This is a genomic window from Streptomyces sp. NWU339 (genome assembly GCF_003143855.1).
Classification (GTDB): domain Bacteria; phylum Actinomycetota; class Actinomycetes; order Streptomycetales; family Streptomycetaceae; genus Streptomyces.
In genome coordinates this window covers 115,589-137,879 of the sequence record NZ_QFRK01000021.1, presented here as the reverse complement: position 1 = coordinate 137,879, position 22,291 = coordinate 115,589, and the positions used below count along the sequence as shown (strand labels likewise).

Below are 22,291 nucleotides of genomic sequence, written 5' to 3'. Positions count from 1 at the left end.
GTCCCGTCGTGTCGTCACCTGTCATCCGCCTCAGCCGCCGTCCGGCGCGTCAGAGCAGGGCGAGTTGGCCCTCCGGTCCTTCCTCGTGGGTGTCCAGTACCGAGGCGGGCCGGCGCGCGGATCTCGGCGCCGGGAGTACGCCGACCCGGTGCAGTTCCGTCGACGTGATCGGGTCGACCGCCAAACGACCCCTCGACGCGACCTGAAGCGGGCGCAGTTCGGCCATGAGGGCGAGGACCGTGATCAGCTCCAGGAGCTCCGAGGTCCAGGTCTGCGGCCAGCCGGCCGGACGGATCGCGTCCAGGGTGCCCGGCTCGGCCCCGCCCGTGCGGACCGCGCACCACCGCTCCAGCACCCGGACCCCAGCCACCTCGAACTCCCAGGCCGTCGGCGGCACCGGTGAGATGCGGCCCTCGTCGAGGAACAGGGCCTCCTCGTCGGGGTCGTAGCGCACGGTCAGCGGTCGGGAGGGGAGCGGGGCCCGGACGTAGGGACGGCGTCCGCCCGGGAGCCGGGGGCGCTCCCCGTCGCGCCGCATCAGCCACAGCAGTCGGTGACCCACCTCCACGCCCGTGGCCCACACGTCGGCGTCCCCGGTGAGCGGCACCGTGAGCCCGCCTGGCCCGTTGCGCACCACGGCCATCGTCCAGGCGAGCACGTCGACGGCCGGGACCTCCCGGCCGAGCCGTGCCGCGAGGTGCTCGGACAGGGCCGGGGCCAGGTTCGGTTCCGTGCCTCCGGGCCGGCGGTACAGCGGGCGGACACGGCCGGGGCGCAGCACCGGCAGCAGGGACGTGGCGAGCAGCAGCGGACCGGCGGGATCGTCTGCGCAGGCCCCACCGCTCCCGGCGCGTCCACCCGGCGGGCGGTCGCTCCGCGTGCGTTCACCCCGCGGGCGGTCGCTCCGCCCCGCGGTGGCCTCGACGACGAAGATCTGCCGCTCGTCGGTCACCCGCCACAGTTCGGGGCGGGCCGCGTCGATCAGCCGCTGGTCGGGGATCAGCCACTGCTCGTCGAAGGGGGAGCGCAGCACGCGGACCGGCTCGGGGCACGGGCCCGAGGCGCGCGCCAGTTTCTCCGTGCCGCCCGCCCGGCCCGGCAGTTGCCCGACCGCCGTGTGCACCGTCCGCGAACGCGTCGGCTGGAACAGGGCTTCCCGGTCGGGCCCCACGGCCTTCAGCAGGGCGTCCCAACGGGCCTTCAGGGCCGCCGGGTCGGGGGCCGCCGGCCACCCCCGGCCGAGTCGCGGCGGTGCGACGGACCACGGCATGAGGTCCGCCAGCAGCGGAGCGTCGTCGTGCGTCACGCTGGGCATCGTACGGCCTGAAGGACCGACCGGATCAGGTGGCGTCCAGCGTCACCGTGAAGGAGAAGCGGTCGCCCCGGTAGTTGATGACGGCCACGTCCAGGGGCCGGCCGTCGGTGTCGTACGTGATCCCGGTGTAGTGCAGGATCGGGCTGAGCAGCGGGACCTGGAGCAGCCGGGCCGTCTCCGGGTCCGCGAGCCGCGCCTCCACGATGTCCGTGATGCGGCTGATGTCCGCCCCGACGGCATCCCGCAGCACCTTGGTCATCGGCCAGCGCACCAGGTCGTCCAGGTCGATGCGGGCGGCCAGTTCGGGCCGGACGTAGTTGCGGGCGTGGTTGGTCGGCTCTCCCGTCCTCTCGTCGCTGCGCAGCCTGTGGTACGCCGCTGCCTCGGACAAGTCAGGGAAGTACTCGGCGAGTTCGGCCGGCACCGGCGCCGGACCGTGCTCCAGCAGTTCGGTCGTCATGCCGGACTGCTGGGCCACGATCGCGTCCACCGAGCCCAGCAGGCGCACCGGGGTGCCCCGCCGGGCATCCGGCTCGATGAACGTGCCGCGCCGGCGGTGCCGCGTGATCAGCCCCTCGTCCTCCAGTTCCTTCAGCGCCTGCCGCATGGTCAGCACGCTCACCCCGTAGTGCCCGGCCAGCTGTTCCTCGGTGGGCAGGCGCAGTGGGTCCTTGGGTGAGCGGCCGAGGATCGAGGCGCGGAGCGACTGCGACACCTGATACCAGAGCGGCAACTTGCGGTTCAGGACGATCGAGTCCGGGGCGAAGGAGGTCACGGGGTTATCCGTACCGGTCGGGGAACGTTCAGTGCAACGGGCGGAAGTGACGCTCGAGGCCCTGCCACACGTCGTCGTAGCCCTGCTGCAGGTGCTCCGCCCGGGCCGCCTGCGGTGTCAGGGACACCGGCCAGCGGGTCTCGAACATGAAGGCCAGGCCGTCGTCGATCTTCTGCGGGCGCAGCTCGGCGGCGCTCGCCCTCTCGAACGTCTCCCGGTCCGGGCCGTGCGCCGACATCATGTTGTGCAGCGAGCCACCACCGGGGACGAAGCCCTCCGCCTTCGCGTCGTACGCGCCCTCGATCAGGCCCATGTACTCGCTCATCACGTTCCGGTGGAAGTACGGCGGCCGGAACGTGTCCTCACCCACCAGCCAGCGCGGGGCGAAGACCACGAAATCCACCCCGGCCAGCCCCGGAGTGTCGCTCGGCGAGGTCAGCACCGTGAAGATCGAAGGATCCGGGTGGTCGTACGAGATGGTGCCCATCACATTGAAACGGCGCAGGTCGTAGGCGTACGGCACGTGGTTGCCGTGCCAGGCGACGACATCCAGCGGGGAGTGGTCATAGGTGGCCGACCACAGGTTGCCGCAGAACTTGTTCACCACCTCCACCGGCCCCTCGACGTCCTCGTACGCGGCGACCGGGGCCCGGAAGTCCCGGGCGTTGGCCAGTCCGTTGGCTCCGATCGGACCGAGGTCGGGGAGCCGGAACGGCGCCCCGTAGTTCTCGCACGCGTAACCGCGGGCCGAGGCGTCCAGAAGCTCCACACGGAAGCGCACCCCGCGAGGGACCAACGCGATGTGTCCCGGCTCCACGTGCAGCAGCCCGAACTCCGTGCGCAGCAGCAGCCCGCCCTGTTCCGGGACGATCAGCAGCTCACCGTCGGCGTCGCTGAACACCCGCTCCATCGAGGCGGTCGCGTGGTAGAGGTGCACCGCCATTCCGGTGCGCTGAGTGGTGTCGCCGTTGCCGCCCAGCGTCCACAGGCCGGCCAGGAAGTCGGTGCCCTCCGCCGGCGCGGGCAGCGGGTTCCAGCGCAGGCGGTTGGGGTCGGGCACGGTCTGGGTGAAGGGCGCGCTGCGGATCGCGCCGTTGCCCGTGCGGGTGAATGCCGGGTGCGCGGCCGACGGGCGGATCCGGTACAGCCAGGAGCGGCGGTTGTCGGCCCGCGGCTCGGTGAACGCCGTACCGCTCAGCTGTTCCGCGTACAGCCCGAGCGGCGCGCGCTGAGGTGAGTTGCGTCCCTCGGGCAGGGCGCCCGGGAGCGCCTCGGAGCTGTGCTCGTTGCCGAAACCGGAGAGGTGGTCGAGTCCCTCGGCGGCCTTGCGCGCTCCCCCGCGCTCGAATGCGCTCGCGCGGGCGGTGCCCCCATCGTTCATCTTCGCTGCTCCCTTGCGTGCGATTCCTATGCAATACCGTAGGATTGCGGTTTCCCCGGCGCAAGAGGGCTGCACGGTCCCGTCCCGCGTGTCGCGGCCGTCCCCGCTCCCGGGCCGCGTCCTCCTCGTGACGGAGGACGGGGGAACCCGACTCCAGGGGGATCCGACTCCAGAGGGATCCGGGAATCCATACCCGTGTTCTACGCTCCCCGGCATGGCGTGGACGGGAAAGCCGGTCACCGCACTCGCGGTCTGTGTCGTACTGCTGGCCGGAGCCGCGGGCTGCGGCTCGCGTGCGGGACAGGGGGAGAACGGCGAGTCGCCCTCGCCGGTCGGCAGGCTCCTGGAGGAGAAGGACGACGAGGGCCGCCCCTACCGCGAGGTGGGGGAGGAGGACGCGCCCGAGGTCGGAGCCGAGGTGACGCCCGACGCCGACGGCGGCTGGGACGTACGGCTGACCGTGCGCAACTTCCGCTTCTCGCCGGACGGCACCGCCCGACGGGCGGTGCCCGGCCGCGGCCTCGCCCACCTCTACGTGAACGACCGCCTCGTCGCACAGCTGCGCACCCCCGGCCACCACCTCTCCGCCCACACCGTCCGGCGCGGCACGCACCAGGTCACCGCCCGCCTCTACGCGGACGACGACTCGGTGTGGGCCGTACGCGGAAAGCCGGTGGAGAGCACGGCCGACATCACGGTCTCGGAACCGACCCCGACCGCGACTCCCGCCGTGCACCCGACCGCGGCCCCCGCCGTGCCCTCCTTCGCGGCGGAGGGCCGCGGTCCTGCCGGGGGGCGAGGTGCACCGGAGGGGACCCGACGGGCATCATGAGGCCCGTGCCCCACGCGACAACGCTCCGCCGCGCACCCGTGCAAGACGCAGCACCGAACGGCTGGCCGGAATCCTGGACGCCTGCGCCGCACTCCTCGACGAGGTCGGCTACGAGGAGCTGAGCACCCGCGCCGTGGCGCGGCGCGCCGATGTGCCCATCGGCTCCGTCTACCGCTTCTTCGGCAACAAGCGCCAGATGGTCGACGCGCTCGCCCAGCGCAACCTCGAGTGCTTCGAGCAGCGGGTCGCCGAACGCCTGAAAACAACCACCGGCGACCGGGGCCGGCGGCAGGCCATGGACGTCGTGATCGACGTGTACCTGGACATGAAGCGCACCGCGCCCGGCTTCTCCCTGGTGGACTTCGGCAACCAGATCCCCGTCGGCACCCGCCGGGCCGAACCCGACCACCGCGTCGCCGGCCGGCTCACCGATCTGCTCTCCGGCCACCCGCGCCGCGAATCGACGAGGACCTGCGCCGCGCCTTCCTCATCGCCGTCGAGACCGCCGACACCCTCGTCCACCTCGCCTTCCGCATGGCGCCCGAGGGCGACGAGAAGGTCATCGCCGAACCGCGGGAGATGCTGCGGGCCTATCTGGCGCGGGTGCTGGACCGACCGTCCGGGGCCTTCTCGGGCGGTCGGCCGAGAAGGCCCCGCAAGAGGCTCCCCCATGTGCATACCGGTCGGTATGCTCGGGGCGTCCGCCCGTCCGAGCGTCACCGCCGCCGTACCCGGGAGGCCCCCGTGCCCCGCACCGCCCTTCGCATCTGCCCGCTGTGCGAGGCCACCTGTGGCCTCACCCTCACCCTCGACGACGGACGCGTCACCGGCGCCCGGGGCGACCGTGACGACGTGTTCAGCAAGGGGTTCATCTGCCCCAAGGGCGCCTCCTTCCCCGCCCTGGACGCGGACCCCGACCGGCTGCGCACCCCCCTCGTCCGGGTCGACGGCGAGCTGCGCGAGGCCACCTGGGAGGAGGCGTTCGACGCGGTCGCCGCCGGTGTCCGGCCCGTCGTCGAGCGGTACGGCCCGCACTCCGTCGGAGTCGTCCTCGGCAACCCCAACGTGCACACCGTGGCCGGCGCCCTGTACCCGCCCGTCCTGATCGCCGGCCTCGGCACCCGCAGCCTCTTCACCGCCTCCACCCTCGACCAGATGCCCAAGCACGTCTCGAGCGGGCTCCTCTTCGGCGACGCCGACGCGATCCCCGTACCCGACCTGGACCGCACCGACCACCTGCTGCTGATCGGCGCCAACCCCCTGGAATCCAACGGGAGCCTGTGCACGGCGCCCGACTTCCCCGGCCGCCTCCGGGCACTCCGGGCTCGCGGCGGCACCCTCACCGTCATCGACCCGCGCCGCACCCGCACCGCACGCCTCGCCGACCGGCACATCGCCATCCGGCCCGGCACCGACGCCCTGCTGCTCGCCGCGATGACGCACGTACTCCTCACGGAGGACCTCGTCGACCTCGGGGAGTCGGCGCCCCATGTCCGAGGGGTCGACGAACTCGCCGAAGCCGTCGAGGAGTTCACCCCCGAGGCGGTGGCCCCCGGCTGCGACGTCGACGCGGACACCATCCGCACCCTCGCCCGCGAACTCTCCGCCGCCCCCACCGCCGCCGTCTACGGCCGCATCGGCAGCTGCACCGTCCCGCACGGCACTCTGGCCAGCTGGCTCGTCGACGTCCTCAACACCCTCACCGGCAATCTCGACCGGCCCGGCGGCGTCCTCTTCCCGCTGGCCGCCACCGCCAGGGCCCCGCGCCCCGCCGGACCCGGCCGCGACTTCGCCCTCGGACGCTGGCACTCCCGGGTGAGCCGGCACCCCGAGGCCAAGGGCGAACTGCCGCTGTCCGCCCTCGCCGAGGAGATCGACACCGCCACCGACGAGGGTGAGCCGGTGCGCGCCCTCATCGCCGTCGCCGCCAACCCGGTCCTGTCCGCACCCGACGGCGACCGCCTCGACAAGGCCCTCGGCTCACTCGACTTCATGGTCAGCGTCGACCCGTACCTCAACGAGACCTCCCGCCACGCCCACGTCGTCCTCCCGCCGCCCCCGCCCGCGCAGAGCCCGCACCACGACTTCGCCTTCAACACCCTCGCCGTGCGTAACCAGGTCCGCTACACCCGCCCCGCGCTCCCACTGGAACCCGGCCGCATGGCGGAGACCGAGATCCTGGCCCGGCTCGTCCTCGCCGTTACGGATTGGGGTCTCCCCTGCTCATGGGGGTCCCCCCGCTCGAGCGGAGCCGAGAGTGGGGGAGGAGCCGAGAGCTTGGGGAAGCATGGTACGGAGCCGGCGGCCGTCGACCGGCTGGTCGTCGACCAGACCCTCGGCAAGGCGGTGAACGACCCGCACTCCCCGGTGCACGGCCGCGACCCGGAGGAACTCGCGAAACTGCTCACCGGCGACGACGGACCCGAGCGGCGGCTGGACATGATGCTCCGCCTCGGCCCCTACGGCGACGGCTTCGGCGCCGAACCGGACGGCCTCACCCTGGACAAACTGCTCGCCCACCCGCACGGCATCGACCTCGGACCACTGCGCCCCCGCCTTCCGCAACCCCTGAGGACCCGCAGCGGCCGGGTGGAGCTGCTGCCGGAACCGATCGCCGCCGACCTGCCCCGGCTGCGTGCCGCCCTCGACGAACGCCCCGCCGGGTTCGTCCTCGTCGGCCGCCGCCACCTGCGCTCCAACAACAGCTGGATGCACAACGTCCCCGTCCTCACCGGCGGCTCCAACCGGTGCACCCTGCAGATCCACCCCGACGACGCCGAACTCCTCGGCGTCCGCGACGGCAGGCCGGTACGGGTCAAGGGCGCCGGGGGAGAGGTGACCGCGCCCGCCGAGGTGACCGACGGGATGCGCCGGGGCGTGGTGAGCCTCCCGCACGGCTGGGGCCACGACCGGCCCGGCACCCGGCTGCGGCACGCCACGACCGACCCCGGCGTCAATGTGAACCAGCTGCTCGACGGCAGCCTCCTCGACCCGCTGTCGGGCAACGCCGTACTCAACGGGGTGCCCGTCGAGATCGCCCCCGGGAGCAACCCATGACCGCCTCGTGACCGAAAAGCACACCGCGCTGACCTGAGCAAAGCTGTGACCTGGCGTTTTGCGCTTATTGCTCGCATGTCAACGTCTTGTTGGCGCGGCTTTGCGGGTCCTAACGTCGTCGCACCGCCGTTCCCGGCGGGATGTTCAAGGGCGAACGTTAGGTAACCCCCTCCATGCTGACCATCCTCGGCTTCGCCATGATCGCGACCTTCCTGGTCCTGATCATGCTGAAGAAGATGTCGCCGATCGCGGCGCTCGTGCTGATCCCCGCGCTGTTCTGTGTCTTCGTGGGCAAGGGGGCGCACCTCGGTGACTACGTCATCGAGGGTGTGTCCACCCTCGCCCCCACCGCGGCGATGCTCATGTTCGCGATCGTCTACTTCGGTGTGATGATCGACGTCGGACTCTTCGACCCGATCGTCCGTGGGATCCTCAGGTTCTGCAAGGCCGACCCGATGCGGATCGTCGTCGGTACCGCGCTCCTCGCCGCGATCGTGTCGCTGGACGGCGACGGCTCCACCACCTTCATGATCACCGTCTCGGCGATGTACCCCCTGTACAAGCGTCTGAAGATGAGCCTGGTCGTGATGACCGGTGTCGCCGCGATGGCCAACGGCGTGATGAACACCGTCCCCTGGGGCGGCCCGACGGCCCGTGCCGCGACCGCGCTGAAGCTCGACGCCGGCGACATCTTCGTGCCGATGATCCCGGCGCTGCTGACCGGTCTGCTGGGCGTCTTCGTCCTGGCGTACGTACTCGGTGTGCGCGAGCGCCGGCGGCTGGGCGTGCTGACCCTGGACGAGGCGCTGGAGACGGAGCAGACCGACGCCGGGACGGACATCGTGGTGCGCCGACCCGCGACCGCGCTGGTCGGCGCGGGCACCGGCACCGGTTCCGGCCCCGGGGCCGGTTCGGGCAAGGGCGCTCTCCCCACCGACGGTTCCGGCGCGGGCCCGGAGGCCGACGGCGCCGACGACTTCCGGGGCCTGGACCCCGACCGCCCCACCCTGCGGCCCAAGCTGTACTGGTTCAACGCGCTGCTCACGATCGTCCTGCTCACCGCCATGATCATGCAGCTGTTGCCGATCCCGGTACTGTTCCTGCTCGGCGCCGCGACCGCCCTCACCGTCAACTTCCCGCACATCCCCGACCAGAAGGCCCGTATCGCGGCCCACGCCGACAACGTCCTGAACGTCTCCGGCATGGTCTTCGCCGCCGCCGTGTTCACCGGCGTCCTCCAGGGCACCGGCATGGTCGACAGCATGGCCACCTGGCTGGTCGACATCGTTCCCGAGGGCATGGGCCCGCACATGGCGCTCGTCACCGGACTGCTGAGCCTGCCGCTCACCTACTTCATGTCCAACGACGGTTTCTACTTCGGCGTCCTGCCCGTCCTCGCCGAGGCAGGCGCGGCCCACGGCGTCTCCCCGCTGGAGATGGCCCGGGCCTCGCTGGTCGGCCAGCCCCTGCACATGTCGAGCCCGCTCGTCCCCGCGGTCTATGTCCTGGTCGGCATGGCGAAGGTCGAGTTCGGCGACCACACGCGGTTCGTGGTGAAGTGGGCGGCCCTGGTCTGTCTGGTGATCCTCGCAGCGGGAATCCTGTTCGGCATCATCTGAGATTCCGACCCCGCTCGAGAGAGGACCCGATCATGGCGCCCGGTGGGAACCGCGGCTGGCTGCTCCGCCTCGTCATCGCCTTCAGCTTCGCGCAGGGGGCCGTGTCGATGGCCCGGCCCGCCGTCTCCTACCGGGCGCTCGCACTGGGCGCGGACGAGCGGGCGGTCGGTGTGATCGCCGGGGTGTACGCGCTGCTGCCCCTGTTCGCCGCCGTGCCGCTCGGCCGGCGCACGGACCACGGCCGCTGCGCGCCCCTGCTGTCCGTCGGCGTGGTCCTCATAGCCGGCGGCTGCGCCCTGAGCGGGCTCGCCGGCTCCCTGTGGGCGATGGCTCTGTGGAGCGGGGTGATGGGGCTCGGCCACCTCTGCTTCGTCATCGGCGCGCAGTCGCTCGTCGCCCGCCAGTCCGCGCCGCACGAACAGGACCGCAACTTCGGCCACTTCACCATCGGCGCCTCCCTCGGGCAGTTGATCGGCCCGATCGCGGCGGGCGCGCTGGTCGGCGGCGCCGACATGGCCGTCGGCAGTGCGTTCGCCCTGCTGGCGGCGGGCGCGGGGGCGGCGATGGCGTTCACCTCGCTGTGGCGCACAGAGCGTCCGACGCAGCCCGGGTCCCGCCCGGCACCGGGTGCGCGCGTCCCGGTCGGGAGCATCCTGCGGGCCCGGGGGGTGCCCGCCGGTATCTTCGTCAGCCTGGCCGTGCTGTCCGCCACCGACATCCTCACCGCCTACCTGCCGGTGGTCGGAGAGCAGCGGGGCATCGCCCCGTCCGTCATCGGTCTTCTGCTCAGCCTGCGGGCCGCGGCCACCATCGCCTGCCGGCTGGTCCTCACCCCGCTGCTGCGGCTGCTCGGCCGCACCCTGCTGCTGACGGTGACCTGTCTGCTGGCGGCACTGCTCTGCGCGGGCATCGCCCTGCCGGTGCCGGTATGGGCCCTGGCGGTGATGCTGGCGGTGCTCGGCTTCTGCCTGGGTGTCGGCCAGCCGCTCTCCATGACGACGGTTGTCCAGGCATCCCCGGCCGGCGCGCGCTCCACCGCTCTCGCCCTCCGCCTGACCGGCAACCGGCTGGGCCAGGTCGCCACCCCCGCCGGGGCCGGCCTGATCGCCGGAGTGGCGGGGGTGGCGGCCCCGTTCGTCATGCTGGGCGCGCTGTTGTTCCTCTCCGCGGGGGTGGCGCTGCGCGCGCCGTCCCGGCCGACGGAGCGGACCGGCCCGCCGGCGCCCGGCGGAGGGTCTCCCGCCGGCGCGGGACGCTCCGACGCGCCACGCCGATCGGGCTGAACGCGTTCGTCCGCTCCGTTCCGGGCGTCGGCATCACCCGCCTGTCCGTCTTCGACCGGCACGGCGAACGCGGCTGCCCCGCCCCAGCTGCCCTACCCGAACGAGTGACACGGCCCCTCTGGCGCCAGGAAATTAGCATCGCTAGTTTATGTGGCGGACGTCGACCCCTGTCCCGGAGGAAGCGCGATGAAGGCATACGACGGCATGTACATCGACGGCGCCTGGCGCCCCGCCGCCGGCCCGGACGTGATCGAGGTCGTGAACCCGGCCGACGGGCAGGTGATCGCCACCGTCCCCGCGGGCACCGCCGAGGACGTGGACGCCGCCGTACGGGCCGCCCGAGCCGCCCTGCCGGCCTGGGCCGCGACCCCGCCCGCCGAGCGCGCCGCCCGCCTCGCCGCCCTCCGTGACGTGCTGGTGGCCCGGCAGGAGGAGATCGCCCGGACGGTGACGGCCGAGCTCGGCGCACCCCTGAAGCTCTCGCGGACCGTGCACGCGGGCGTGCCCGTCGCGGTGGCGGGCTCGTATGCCGAGCTGGCCGCGACGTACCCCTTCGAGGAGAGGACGGGCAACTCGACCGTCCTGCACGAACCGGTCGGTGTGGTCGGCGCGATCACGCCCTGGAACTACCCCCTCCACCAGATCGTCGCGAAGGCCGCCCCGGCCCTCGCCGCCGGCTGCACGATCGTCGTCAAGCCCGCCGAGGACACCCCGCTGGTCGCCCGGCTCTTCGCGGAGGCGGTGCACGAGGCGGGGGTTCCGGCCGGCGTGTTCAACCTGGTCACCGGCCTCGGCCCGGTGGCCGGGCAGGCCCTCGCCGAACACCCGGGCGTCGACCTGGTCTCCTTCACCGGCTCCACCGCCGTCGGCCGCCGGATCGGCGCCGTCGCCGCGGGCGCGGTCAAGAAGGTCGCCCTCGAACTGGGCGGCAAGTCCGCCAATGTGATCCTCCCCGGCGCCGATCTGGCCCGGGCGGTCAACGTCGGGGTCGCCAACGTGATGTCCAACTCCGGCCAGACGTGCAGCGCCTGGACCCGCATGCTGGTCCACCGCGACCAGTACGACGAGGCGGTCGAGCTCGCCGCGGCCGCCGCCGCGAAGTACGGCGACCGCATCGGACCCCTCGTCAACGCCAAGCAGCAGGAACGCGTGCGCGGTTACATCGAGAAGGGCGTCGCCGAGGGCGCGCGTCTGGTCGCCGGCGGCCTTGACGCCCCGCGGGAGAAGGGGTGTTTCGTCAGTCCCACCGTCTTCGCCGACGTCAACCCGGACATGACGATCGCCCAGGAGGAGATCTTCGGGCCCGTCCTGTCCGTCCTGCGCTACGAGGACGAGGAGGACGCCCTGCGCATCGCCAACGGCACGGTCTACGGACTCGCCGGCGCGGTCTGGGCTGGCGACGAGGCCGAGGCGGCGGCGTTCGCCCGCCGCATGGAGGCCGGTCAGGTCGACATCAACGGTGGCCGCTTCAACCCCCTCGCGCCGTTCGGCGGTTACAAGCAGTCGGGCGTGGGACGCGAACTCGGCGTGCACGGCCTGACCGAGTACCTCCAGACCAAGTCCCTCCAGTTCTAGGGGAGTCCATTCACCATGGCCGTCCGCGCCGCCGTACTGTCCGCTGTCGACGCCCCGTTGGAGACCACAGGGATCGACCTGCCCGAGCCCGGTCCCGGCCAGGTCCGGGTCCGGCTCGCCGCCGCCGGTGTCTGCCACTCCGACCTGTCCCTGACCAACGGCACCATGCGCCTCCCGGTCCCGGCCGTGCTCGGCCACGAGGGCGCCGGCACGGTCGTCTCCGTCGGCGAGGGCGTCACCCGTGTCGCTCCCGGCGACGGCGTCGTCCTCAACTGGGCGCCCTCCTGCGGCGCCTGCCCCGCCTGCGCACGCGGCGAGGTGTGGCTGTGCGCCGACGCCCTGAGCGGTGCCGCCCGGGTGCACGCCCACCGTGCCGACGACGGCACCCCGCTCCACCCCGGCCTGAACGTCGCCGCCTTCGCCGAGGAGACGGTGGTGCCCGCGTCCTGCGTCCTGCCCGCTCCGGACGGCGTTCCGCTCACCGACGCCGCCCTGCTGGGGTGCGCCGTGCTCACCGGCTACGGCGCCGTCCACCACTGCGCGCGGGTCCGGCCGGGCGAGTCGGTCGCGGTGTTCGGTGCCGGGGGAGTGGGCCTCGCCGCCCTCCAGTCGGCCCGGATCGCCGGCGCGACGACGATCGTCGCGGTCGACGTCTCCCCGGCCAAGGAGGAGCTGGCGCGCTCCGCCGGGGCGACCGACTACCTCGTCGCCTCGGAAACCACGGCCCGCGAGATCCGTGCCCTCACCGGGAAACAGGGCGTGGACGCGGCCGTCGAGTGCGTCGGCCGCGCGACCACCATCCGCACCGCCTGGGACTCCACCCGGCGTGGCGGCCGCACCACGGTCGTCGGCATAGGAGGCAAGGACCAGCAGGTCACCTTCAACGCCCTGGAGATCTTCCACTGGGGCAGAACCCTGTCCGGCTGCGTCTACGGCAACTCCGACCCCGCCCGGGACCTCCCCGTCCTCGCCGGACACATCCGAGCGGGCCGTCTCGACCTGGGAGCCCTGGTGACGGAACGGATCACCCTGGACGGCATCCCGGCGGCCTTCGACACCATGGCGGCGGGCAAGGGCGGACGAGCCCTGGTGGTCTTCTAGGGCGCGGTGCGGGGGCGGCGCGGCGGGGTGCCGGTCAGTGCAGGGCCGCCTCCTCGATCCCCAGCAGTTCGGACAGTGCCCGCTCGCCCGCCTCCGTCACCTTCACCGCGCGCTCGGAGCCGATGCGGACACACCACCGTGCGTCCAGGGCGTGCCGGCACAGGGCCGCGCCGGCGACTCCGGCGAGGTGGTGGCGGCGTTCCGTCCAGTCGAGGCAGGCGCGGGCCAGCGGGCGGCGGGCGCGGCGGTCGAGTCCGATGCCGAGGGCGTCGAACCAGCGCAGGCCCGCGTCGGTGAGCGCGAACCCGGTGTCCCGGCGGAGCAGTCCGCGTGCCGTGAACGCGTCCGTCACCGTGATGCCGAGCCGGCCGGCGAGATGGTCGTAGCAGGTGCGTCCACGGGCCATCGCCGAGTCCGCGCCGGCCTGCCGCAGGGTGCGCGGGCGCACAGCCGTGTCCGGGGCCACCTGCCCGGCCAGTTCCTCCAGCAACCGGGCGACCCGCGCGTCGGCGAGCCGTACGTACCGGTGCCGGCCCTGCCGTTCCTCGGCGAGCAGCCCGCCGGCGACCAGCTTGCCCAGGTGCTCGCTCAGCGTGGACGGGGCGACGCCCGCGCGCCGCGCCAGCTCGCCCGCCGTCCACGTCCGGCCGTCCAGCAGGGCCAGCAGGCACGCGGCCCGTGTCTCGTCGGCGATCAGTCGGGCGAGCCGGGCGAGCCCGGGGGCCCGGGGGTCCTTCGACGTCATGCGTCCCAGCATGCGGCACGCACTCTTCGGCGCCGGCCGAACCGTCCGCGCGGATACCGCCCCGTACCCCGCCGCACCACCTGTACCGCAGTACGGGGCTAAGAACCCCGCACCTGCTCGTACTGCTCGGCCAGACCGTCCAGCAGCGCCGTCAGCCCGGTCTCGAAGGCCCGCTCGTCGATCTTCTCCTGTTTCTCGGCGAGCAGATGGGCCTGCCCGAGACGGGGGTAGTCGGCGGGATCGTAGGCGCCGGCGTCGTCCACGAAACCGCCGGCGAAGGAACCGAGCGCCGAGCCCATGATGAAGTACCGCATCAGCGCACCGATGGACGTGGCCTGCGCCGGCGGCCAGCCGGCGTCGACCATCGCGCCGTAGACCGCGTCGGCGAGCCGCAGGGCGGCCGGGCGGCGGCCGGGGCCGCGCGCCAGGACCGGCACGATGTTGGGGTGGTCGCGCAGTGCGGCGCGGTAGGAGACGGCCCAGTCGTGCAGCGCGGTCCGCCAGTCCCGGCCGTCCTCGAACATCGACAGGTCGACCAGCGCGCTCACCGAGTCGGCCACCGCCTCGAGGATCTCGTCCTTGGTGCGGAAGTGGTTGTAGAGCGAGGGCCCGCTGACCCCCAGCTGTGCGGCGAGCCGCCGCGTGGAGACGGCCGCGAGGCCCTCCGCGTCCACGAGCGCACGGGCCGTCTCGACGATCCGGTCGGGGCTGAGCAGGGGCTTGCGCGGTCGGGCCATGGCGCACATAGTAGGGCTGCACCGGAAAACTAGCAGTGCTAATCAGGTGGGGTGGCCGTCATGAACCTGGAGCTCAGCGAGGAGCACAGCGCCGTCCGCCGGCTCGCCCGGGACTTCGTCGAGCGGGAGGTCGTCCCCCACGCCACGGCCTGGGACCGGGCCGAGGAGGTCGACCGCGGCATCGTGAAGAAGCTCGGCGAGGTCGGGTTCCTCGGGCTGACGATCGACGAGCGGTACGGGGGCTGCGGCGGCGACCACCTCGCCTACTGTCTGGTCACCGAGGAACTGGGCCGCGGCGACTCCTCCGTGCGCGGGATCGTCTCCGTGTCCCTGGGGCTGGTCGCCAAGACGGTCGCCGCCTGGGGCGACGAGGAGCAGAAGCGGACCTGGCTTCCCGGGCTCACCTCGGGCGCGTACGTCGGCTGCTTCGGCCTCACCGAGCCGGGCACGGGTTCCGACGCAGGGGAGGTCTCCACCCGCGCGGTGCGCGACGGTGGGGGCTACGTCATCAACGGCACCAAGATGTTCATCACCAACGGCACCTGGGCCGACGTGGTCCTGCTGTTCGCCCGTTCCACCGACGCCCCCGGCCACAAGGGGGTGTCCGCCTTCCTCGTTCCCGCCGACACCCCCGGCCTGACGCGTCGCACCCTGCACGGCAAGCTCGGTCTGCGCGGTCAGGCCACCGCCGAGCTGGTGCTGGAGGACGTGCGGGTGCCCGCGTCCGCGATGCTGGGCCCCGAGGGCAAGGGTTTCTCGGTCGCCATGTCCGCCCTCGCCAAGGGGCGCATGTCGGTCGCGGCGGGCTGTGTCGGCATAGCCCAGGCCGCGCTCGACGCGGCCGTGCGGTACGCGGGCGAGCGCGAGCAGTTCGGGAAGACCATCGCCCACCACCAGCTCGTCCAGGAGCTGATCAGCGACATCGCCGTGGACGTCGACGCCGCCCGGCTGCTGACCTGGCGGGTCGCGGACCTGATCGACCGCGGACAGCCGTTCGCGGTGGAGTCCTCCAAGGCCAAGCTCTTCGCCTCGGAGGCGGCCGTCCGCGCCGCGAACAACGCCCTCCAGGTCCACGGCGGTTACGGCTACCTCGACGAGTACCCGGCGGGCAAGCTGCTGCGCGACGCCCGTGTCATGACCCTCTACGAGGGCACCAGCCAGATCCAGAAACTGGTCATCGGACGCGCCCTGACCGGGGTCTCGGCGTTCTGAGTACCTGCCTGAGTATCCGAGCGGATGTGGCCGCGACCACATCCGCCGACTCTTGTCCCCATGAGCGACACACCGGTCAAGCAGCAGAGTACGGCCGCCTTCTACGGTCAGGCCGTGGCGTCCTTCGGAGTGGCCATGGGCGCCACCGCGGTCGGCATCTTCAACCTCGAGGCCGACGCCTGGGTCCGCGCCTTCCTGGGCATCGCGGTCCTGTACCTCGTCACCTCCGCCTTCACCCTGGCCAAGGTCATCCGGGACCGCCAGGAGGCGGGGCAGATCGTGAACCGGGTCGACCAGGCGCGCCTGGAGAAGCTCCTCGCCGAACACGACCCGCTGCAGAAGCTCTGACACCGGGCGCGCCAGGCTCCCTCGGGCGCCTCTCCGCCATGATCCGCCGGACCGGCCCTAAGCGCCCGCTCACCCTTGCCGGTATGGTGTTACCCCTGTCGGCGAATGGGGTGAGCGATGAGAGCGGCGGAGGACACGGCCGGCGGTGAGGCGCAGCCGTGGGGCGAGGTCACACCCGACGCGGCCCGACGGCTGCTGCTCGCCGCCGTGGAGGCGTTCGCGGAACGCGGCTACCACGCCACGACGACCCGCGACATCGCGGGCCGCGCCGGCATGAGCCCGGCCGCGCTCTACATCCACTACAAGACCAAGGAAGAGCTGCTCCACCGCATCAGCAGGATCGGCCACGAGAAGGCCGTGGACATCCTGCGCACCGCGGCCCGTGCCGAGGGCGGCCCGACCGAACGGCTCGCCGACGCGGTGAGCTCCTTCGTCCGCTGGCACGCCGGCGGGCGTACCACCGCGCGGGTCGTGCAGTACGAACTCGACTCGCTCGGTCCCGACGCCCGCGCCGAGATCGTCGCCCTGCGCCGGCAGGTCGACGCCGAGGTGCGCGGGATCATCGAGGAGGGCGTGCGCACGGGCGAGTTCGACGTCCCCGACGTGCGGGGCACCACCCGCGCCGTGCTCTCCCTCTGCGTCGACGTGGCGCGCTGGTTCAACATCGACGGCGCCCGCACCCCCGAGGAGGTCGGCGCCCTCTACGCCGACCTCGTGCTGCGGATGGTCGGCGCCGACCGGACGGGCACCGCTCAGAGGTAGTAGCGGGCCACCGACTCGGCCACGCACACCGGCTTCTCGCCGCCCTCGCGCTCCACGGTGAAGGCCGTGGTCACCTGGACGCCGCCCGCCACCTCGTCGACGGCGGTGACCTTCGCGGTGGCACGCACCCGCGACCCGACGGGGACGGGTGCGGGGAAGCGCACCTTGTTCGTGCCGTAGTTGACGCCCATCTTCACGCCCTCGACGGAGAGCAGCTGCGGGCCGAACAGCGGCAGCAGCGACAGCGTCAGATAGCCGTGCGCGATGGTCGTGCCGAACGGCCCGGCCGCCGCCTTCTCCGGATCGACATGGATCCACTGGTGGTCACCGGTGGCCTCGGCGAACAGGTCGATCCGCTTCTGGTCGACCTCCAGCCAGTCCGTGTACCCCAGCTGCTCGCCCACCGCCGCCTTCAGGTCGTCGACGGACGTGAAGATTCTCGGCTCTGCCATGTCCCGGCCTTTCGCGTCACGTGATCGCACGCGCCCACCCGCGCGCGTATGCCTAAGCGACTGCTTAGCATGGTCGGCCGTGCGGCCCTTGTCAACGGACCCGAGCCGTGCGGGGTGGGTAGGCTTCGAGGGGTGCCCCAGATTCCAGAGAAGATCCACGAGCTCACGGTCGGCCAGCTCTCCCTGCGCAGCGGCGCCGCCGTGTCGGCCCTGCACTTCTACGAGTCGAAGGGCCTGATCAGCAGTCGCCGCACCGCGGGCAACCAGCGCCGCTACAGCCGTGACACCCTCCGCCGGGTCGCGTTCATCCGGGCCGCCCAGCGCGTCGGCATCCCGCTCGCGACGATCCGCGGGGCACTCGCCGAACTCCCCCAGGAACGTACCCCCACCCGGGGCGACTGGGCGCATCTCTCCGAGGCCTGGCGCGCCGAACTGGACGAGCGCATCAAGCAGCTCAACCGGCTGCGCGACCACCTTACCGACTGCATCGGCTGCGGCTGCCTCTCGCTGGACACCTGCGTCCTGTCCAACCCGGACGACGTCTTCGGCGAACGCCTGACAGGCTCCCGGCTGCTGCTCGAGAACCCCGAGAACCCCGAGAACACTGAGAATCCCGTGAACACAGCCGGCGGGCGGCAGGGCAACCGGGCAAGCCGGGTCCCGCCCGGGCGAGGGTCCGTGTGACAGTGGGGGCGCGGCATCCCCGGCGCGCCCCCACACCCCTCAGGCCGACACCAGCAGTTTCGACCGCCTGGCGTCCGCCAGTGCTTCGGCGGTCAGGACGGGGCGCGGCACCAGGATTCCGCAGTCCGTGCAGACCGGGCCCGTCGACGGCTCGTGATCCAGGTCGTACCGCCACATGAGCCGTTCCCCCCGGCACACGGGGCAGGCCGAACCCGGCTCTCGTTCCAGCGCGGCGATCAGCCGTCGCAGCACCTCGGCCAGCGGCTCACGCGGATGCACGCGCGGGTCGTCGCACCAGGCCACGCCGAAACCGCCCCAGGTCAGCCGGTGCCAGTCGTCCACGCTGCCCGGCCTGCGCAGGCCGTCGTGCTTCTCCTTCCTGCGGCGCTCGGCGAACTCGACCTCGTAGGACTGCCAGACCGCCCGGGCCTCCTCCAGTTCGTCCAGTGCGGCCACGAGCCGCGCTGGGTCGACGGAGCGGTCCTCGGGGTCGAACCCGGCACGTGAGCACAGATGGTCCCAGGTCGCCCTGTGCCCGTACGGAGCGAATCGCTCAAGGCACTTGCGCAGTGAATAGCGCCGCAGCGCCAGGTCGCACCGTGGATCGCGGACCTGTCTCGCCAGACTTCGGAAACCGGCCATCATCCTGCACCTCCGTCACACCTGCACCTGTAATCCGGTCACTTCGGCGTCGTCGAACGGACGTCGTCGAGTAGACGTATCGACACGCGAATCGGCTCCATCTTTTTTCGATGGCCCCCTGTCGGGCGGTCACGGGCCGGCCATCGGTCGGTCGTGGTGAGTCACCGGTCAACTCCCGTGTCCGATGATTCAGTTGTGGTCTCCCGTGGTCATCGCCAGTGCCGCCGCAGCGGAAAGTGACGCGTGTTCACCTTCCATCGCGGAGATACCGGCGGCAGCGCCCCGCTCCGTCCCCGCCGGGAGGAGCCCCCGTGCCGCGGCGTACCGCGCACACCCCTCGACAGTCTGAGAACTCCCCGCGGCCTCCACGGGTTCCTGAAGAGCGCGGCGTTATGCGCACCGATTGCTTCCCCGATCACCCCGCTGTCCCCGGCGAACGCGGCCGAGGCGGCATCACCGCAGGTGGCAGAGGTGAACGACATGCGGGTTGCTCGGTGAGCAGATGGATGACCGGCATGCGGAAGCCGGACGGCGGCGGGCCACTGTCTGACCCGCCGCCGTTCCTGTCGGCCCTGTCGTCGCTGCCGCCGTCGTAGCCGCCGTACGGCGCGTGCCCGGCGGGCCGCTCGCCGGGGGAACGCACGCGTCAGCGGTACAGCAGATACTCCCGGCGCGTCCGCCGGAACGCCGCCAGCTCGTCCCGCCAGCCGGCCACGACCTCGTCCGTGTCCGCGCCCGCGTCGATCATCGTGCGCACGCGCGTGGAGCCGGTCAGCTTGTCGATCCAGTTGTCCGGACGCCAGGCGAATCCGCTCCAGGCCCGCTTGGCGGTGACCAGCAGCCCCACTCCCGTACGTACGGGATCGAACGCGTCACGGTCGTGCACATGGAGCTGCACGCCCCCGACGGTCTTCCCCTGGAACTTGGAGAACGTGGGCGCGAAGTACGCCTCACGGAATCGCACACCCGCCAGGCCGAGTCCGTTCGCCTCGGCCGCCCAGCGTCCGTCGATCCCCTCCGCGCCCAGCAGTTCGAACGGCCGGGTCGTCCCGCGCCCCTCGGACAGGTTGGTGCCCTCGAAGAGGCACGTCCCCGCGTACACCAGGGCCGTCTCGGGCGTCGGCATGTTGGGGCTGGGCGGTACCCACGGCAGCCCCGAGGCGTCGTAGAAGTCGGACCGCCGCCAGCCCGACATTCGTACCGTCTCCAGCCGTACCGGATCGGCCAGGAACTCCGCGTTGAACAACCGCGCCAGCTCCGCCACCGTCATCCCGTGCGCCTGGGAGATCGGCTGCCGCCCGACGAACGTCGCGAACTCCGGGTGCAGCACGGGCCCCAGCGCCGCCCGCCCGGTCATCGGGTTCGGCCGGTCGAGGACGACGAACCGCTTGCCCGCGAGCCGCGCCGCCTCCATGCAGTCGTAGAGCGTCCAGATGTACGTGTAGAAGCGGGCGCCCACGTCCTGGATGTCGAAGACGACCGTGTCGACGCCGGACGCGGTGAAGACGTCGGCGAGGGGTTGGCCGCTCTTCAGGTACGTGTCGTAGACGGGCAGGCCGGTCGCCGGGTCGTCGTGGCGGCCCTCGGAGCCGCCCGCCTGCGCGGTGCCCCGGAAGCCGTGCTCGGGTCCGAACACGGCGGTCAGGTCCACGCGGTCGTCGGCGTGCATGACGTCGACGATGTGCCGTACGTCCCGGGTGATGCCCGTCGGGTTGGTGACCACGCCGACACGTCGGCCGTCGAGCAGCGCGTAACCGTCCGCCGCGAGCTGCTCGAAGCCGGTGCGCAGCCTCCGGCCCGCGGCGGGGGCCCGTCCGGGAGTCGCGTGCGCCGGGACGGCGGTGGCCGCGGTGGCCGCGAGGGTGGCTGTGGTGGTGGCGAGCAGGCTCCGTCTGGACAGCTTCATACCGTGACCTCCGTGATCGCTGCGGGTGTCATGCCCACGCACGTTAACGCGCGTGAACCGCGCCGGGGAACGAGTCGGGCCTGGCCGGTTTGCGTCTTCTTCTTCCGCCCGGCATACCGACCGGTTAGTCTGGCGTGATGCGAGCGGCGTGACGGCGGCGACGCGGCGCGTCACCGCCGCGGCCGGGTCGGGATCGCCGGAACCGCCGGAAAACAGAGCCGGCCGGGCAGGCGGCCGGCCGCCGCGTCGAAGGAGTCCGATGGTGGAAGCCGTGCAGGGTGCGAAGGTGGTCGTCACGGGCGCCGGGGGCGGCATCGGGGCGGCACTCGCCCGCCGCTTCGCCGGCCAGGGGGCCCAGGTCGTCGTCAACGACCTGGACGCCGGCCGCGTCAAGGCCGTCGCCGAGGAGATCGGCGGCATCGCGGTGCCGGGCGACGCGTCCTGCGTCGTCCCCGAGGCCCTGGACGCGCTCGGCGGCAGGATCGACGTCTACTGCGCCAACGCCGGCGTCGGCCGTGACGGCGGGGAGCCCGGCGGGCCGCTCGACGAACAGGGCTGGGCGCTCTCCTGGGACGTCAACGTCATGGCCCACGTCCGCGCGGCGCACGCGCTGCTCCCCGACTGGCTGGAACGCGGCAGCGGCCGTTTCGTCTCCACCGTCTCCGCCGCCGGACTGCTCACCATGATCGGCACCGCCCCCTACAGCGTCACCAAGCACGGCGCCTACGCCTTCGCCGAATGGCTGTCCCTGACGTACCGCCACCGCGGTGTGAGGGTCCACGCGATCTGCCCGCAGGGTGTGCGCACCGACATGCTCACCGACAGCGGCAGCGCGGGCGACCTGGTGCTCAAGCCGACCGCGATCGAGCCCGAGGACGTGGCCGACGCCCTGTTCCGCGGCATCGAGGAGGACCGCTTCCTGATCCTGCCGCACCCCGAGGTCGCCGAGTACTACCAGACCCGTGCCGCCGACCCGGAGCGCTGGCTCGGCGGCATGAACCGCATCCAGCGGCACTGGGAGGCCACCCGGTGAGCCGCCCGGCCGGGCCCTGCCCGGCCATGACCGCACGGGAGCCCGCGCGGCAGCCGGAGATCCTGCCCGACGCGCCGCGGACGGCAAGTGGGAAGATCCCCGTCGGGGAACCGTTTTCCCCGACGCGGGACGCCCGGCGGCACCAGCGGCGACGACCAGCGGTGACGGCGGCCGGCAGCGACCAGCGACAACGAACAGCGACAGCGACACGGAAGGCAGGTGGCGGCAGTGCCCAGGACGACGGACGGTGACGGGCCCCCGGTGCCGCAGCGGCTCCTGGCCGCCGCCACCCGGCTCTTCGCCGAGCAGGGCTACGACCGCACCTCCGTGCAGGAGATCGTCGAGGCGGCCGGCGTCACCAAGGGCGCGCTCTACCACTACTTCGGCTCCAAGGACGACCTGCTGCACGAGGTCTACGCGCGCATGCTGCGCCTCCAGCAGGAACGCCTGGACTCCTACGCGAGCGCCGACGAGCCGATCGAGAAGCGCCTGCGCGGCGCCGCGGCCGACGTCGTCGTCACGACGATCGAGAACCTGGACGACGCGTCGATCTTCTTCCGCTCCATGCACCATCTGAGCCCGGAGAAGAACAAGCAGGTACGGGCCGAGCGCCGCCGCTACCACGAGCGCTTCCGCGCCCTGATCGAGGAGGGTCAGGCGGCGGGCGTGTTCTCCACGGCGACCCCGGCCGACCTGGTGGTGGACTACCACTTCGGCTCCGTGCACCACCTGTCGACCTGGTACCGCCCCGACGGGCCCCTCACACCGCAGCAGGTCGCCGATCACCTCGCCGACCTGCTGCTGCGCGCACTCCGTCCCTGAGGCGCCGGAG

The 22,291-nt window shown here is 72.4% G+C and carries 20 protein-coding genes and 1 pseudogene; 13 read left to right on the top strand and 8 right to left on the bottom strand.

Annotation, left to right across the window (positions count from 1 at the left end; translation table 11 throughout):
- Positions 1-49: 49 nt before the first annotated feature.
- The 3 genes from DIZ27_RS24060 to hmgA are packed head-to-tail and all read right to left on the bottom strand — an operon-like array spanning position 50 to position 3,471.
- Positions 50-1,315 (bottom strand): type ISP restriction/modification enzyme, encoded by a 1,266-nt coding sequence (locus tag DIZ27_RS24060; protein ID WP_109380528.1) that lies wholly within the window; start codon positions 1,313-1,315, stop codon positions 50-52.
- 25 nt (positions 1,316-1,340) lie between these two features.
- Positions 1,341-2,090, bottom strand: coding sequence for a GntR family transcriptional regulator (locus DIZ27_RS24055; protein ID WP_109380527.1), 750 nt, complete (start codon positions 2,088-2,090; stop codon positions 1,341-1,343).
- Between the two features lie 28 nt (positions 2,091-2,118).
- Positions 2,119-3,471 carry a homogentisate 1,2-dioxygenase gene (gene hmgA / locus DIZ27_RS24050; RefSeq protein ID WP_109380526.1) on the bottom strand — a complete coding sequence of 451 codons (1,353 nt, stop codon included), beginning with the start codon at positions 3,469-3,471 and terminating at the stop codon, positions 2,119-2,121.
- A 214-nt stretch (positions 3,472-3,685) separates the two neighbouring features.
- Between hmgA and DIZ27_RS24045 the strand changes: the two genes are divergently transcribed.
- From DIZ27_RS24045 to DIZ27_RS24015, 7 genes and pseudogenes are all read left to right on the top strand, one after another.
- Positions 3,686-4,303 carry a hypothetical protein gene (locus DIZ27_RS24045; RefSeq protein WP_258308518.1) on the top strand — a complete coding sequence of 206 codons (618 nt, stop codon included), beginning with the start codon at positions 3,686-3,688 and terminating at the stop codon, positions 4,301-4,303.
- A pseudogene (locus DIZ27_RS24040) lies at positions 4,300-4,915 on the top strand (TetR family transcriptional regulator); the annotation flags it as partial. The gene DIZ27_RS24045 and the pseudogene DIZ27_RS24040, both read left to right, overlap by 4 nt.
- 132 nt (positions 4,916-5,047) lie before the next feature.
- Positions 5,048-7,360: a molybdopterin oxidoreductase family protein gene (locus DIZ27_RS24035; RefSeq protein WP_109380549.1), complete on the top strand. Its 2,313-nt coding sequence runs from the start codon at positions 5,048-5,050 to the stop codon at positions 7,358-7,360.
- A 173-nt stretch (positions 7,361-7,533) separates the two neighbouring features.
- A complete protein-coding gene (locus DIZ27_RS24030; RefSeq protein ID WP_109380525.1) occupies positions 7,534-8,979 on the top strand; it encodes a CitMHS family transporter in 1,446 nt (481 codons plus the stop codon).
- A gap of 32 nt (positions 8,980-9,011) precedes the next feature.
- On the top strand, positions 9,012-10,262 hold the full coding sequence (locus DIZ27_RS24025) for an MFS transporter (protein ID WP_109380524.1): 1,251 nt from the start codon (positions 9,012-9,014) through the stop codon (positions 10,260-10,262).
- Between the two features lie 186 nt (positions 10,263-10,448).
- Positions 10,449-11,837, top strand: coding sequence for an aldehyde dehydrogenase family protein (locus tag DIZ27_RS24020; RefSeq protein ID WP_109380523.1), 1,389 nt, complete (start codon positions 10,449-10,451; stop codon positions 11,835-11,837).
- Positions 11,838-11,852: 15 nt separating this feature from the next.
- The gene (locus tag DIZ27_RS24015) at positions 11,853-12,938 is read left to right on the top strand and encodes a Zn-dependent alcohol dehydrogenase (RefSeq protein WP_109380522.1); all 1,086 of its coding nucleotides are present in this window, start codon (positions 11,853-11,855) and stop codon (positions 12,936-12,938) included.
- Positions 12,939-12,972: 34 nt separating this feature from the next.
- Here the strand turns inward: DIZ27_RS24015 and DIZ27_RS24010 are convergent, their stop codons facing one another.
- Complete coding sequence (locus tag DIZ27_RS24010; protein ID WP_109380548.1) at positions 12,973-13,683, bottom strand: helix-turn-helix transcriptional regulator; 711 nt, start codon at positions 13,681-13,683, stop codon at positions 12,973-12,975.
- 98 nt (positions 13,684-13,781) lie between these two features.
- Positions 13,782-14,420, bottom strand: coding sequence for a TetR/AcrR family transcriptional regulator (locus tag DIZ27_RS24005; RefSeq protein WP_109380521.1), 639 nt, complete (start codon positions 14,418-14,420; stop codon positions 13,782-13,784).
- Between the two features lie 60 nt (positions 14,421-14,480).
- Between DIZ27_RS24005 and DIZ27_RS24000 the strand changes: the two genes are divergently transcribed.
- From DIZ27_RS24000 to DIZ27_RS23990, 3 genes are all read left to right on the top strand, one after another.
- Complete coding sequence (locus tag DIZ27_RS24000) at positions 14,481-15,632, top strand: acyl-CoA dehydrogenase family protein (RefSeq protein ID WP_109380547.1); 1,152 nt, start codon at positions 14,481-14,483, stop codon at positions 15,630-15,632.
- Between the two features lie 60 nt (positions 15,633-15,692).
- Entirely contained in the window at positions 15,693-15,980 is a 288-nt protein-coding gene (locus tag DIZ27_RS23995; RefSeq protein ID WP_109380520.1) for a YiaA/YiaB family inner membrane protein, read from the top strand.
- A 117-nt stretch (positions 15,981-16,097) separates the two neighbouring features.
- Positions 16,098-16,742 (top strand): TetR/AcrR family transcriptional regulator, encoded by a 645-nt coding sequence (locus DIZ27_RS23990; RefSeq protein WP_109380519.1) that lies wholly within the window; start codon positions 16,098-16,100, stop codon positions 16,740-16,742.
- Here DIZ27_RS23990 and DIZ27_RS23985 read toward each other — a convergent pair.
- Complete coding sequence (locus DIZ27_RS23985) at positions 16,733-17,194, bottom strand: MaoC family dehydratase (protein WP_109380518.1); 462 nt, start codon at positions 17,192-17,194, stop codon at positions 16,733-16,735. The genes DIZ27_RS23990 and DIZ27_RS23985 overlap by 10 nt on opposite strands.
- Positions 17,195-17,326: 132 nt before the next feature.
- On the opposite strand from DIZ27_RS23985, the gene soxR reads away from it, so the two are divergent.
- Positions 17,327-17,878: a redox-sensitive transcriptional activator SoxR gene (gene soxR / locus DIZ27_RS23980; protein ID WP_258308517.1), complete on the top strand. Its 552-nt coding sequence runs from the start codon at positions 17,327-17,329 to the stop codon at positions 17,876-17,878.
- 39 nt (positions 17,879-17,917) lie between these two features.
- On the opposite strand, the gene DIZ27_RS23975 is transcribed toward soxR, so the two are convergent.
- Positions 17,918-18,520 (bottom strand): hypothetical protein, encoded by a 603-nt coding sequence (locus DIZ27_RS23975; protein WP_109380546.1) that lies wholly within the window; start codon positions 18,518-18,520, stop codon positions 17,918-17,920.
- 646 nt (positions 18,521-19,166) lie between these two features.
- Positions 19,167-20,426: an exo-beta-N-acetylmuramidase NamZ domain-containing protein gene (locus DIZ27_RS23970; RefSeq protein WP_181383661.1), complete on the bottom strand. Its 1,260-nt coding sequence runs from the start codon at positions 20,424-20,426 to the stop codon at positions 19,167-19,169.
- A gap of 259 nt (positions 20,427-20,685) precedes the next feature.
- On the opposite strand from DIZ27_RS23970, the gene DIZ27_RS23965 reads away from it, so the two are divergent.
- Together DIZ27_RS23965 and DIZ27_RS23960 are read left to right on the top strand one after the other, a co-directional pair.
- Complete coding sequence (locus DIZ27_RS23965; protein ID WP_109380516.1) at positions 20,686-21,459, top strand: SDR family oxidoreductase; 774 nt, start codon at positions 20,686-20,688, stop codon at positions 21,457-21,459.
- 228 nt (positions 21,460-21,687) lie between these two features.
- Entirely contained in the window at positions 21,688-22,281 is a 594-nt protein-coding gene (locus DIZ27_RS23960; RefSeq protein WP_109380545.1) for a TetR/AcrR family transcriptional regulator, read from the top strand.
- Positions 22,282-22,291: the final 10 nt, after the last annotated feature.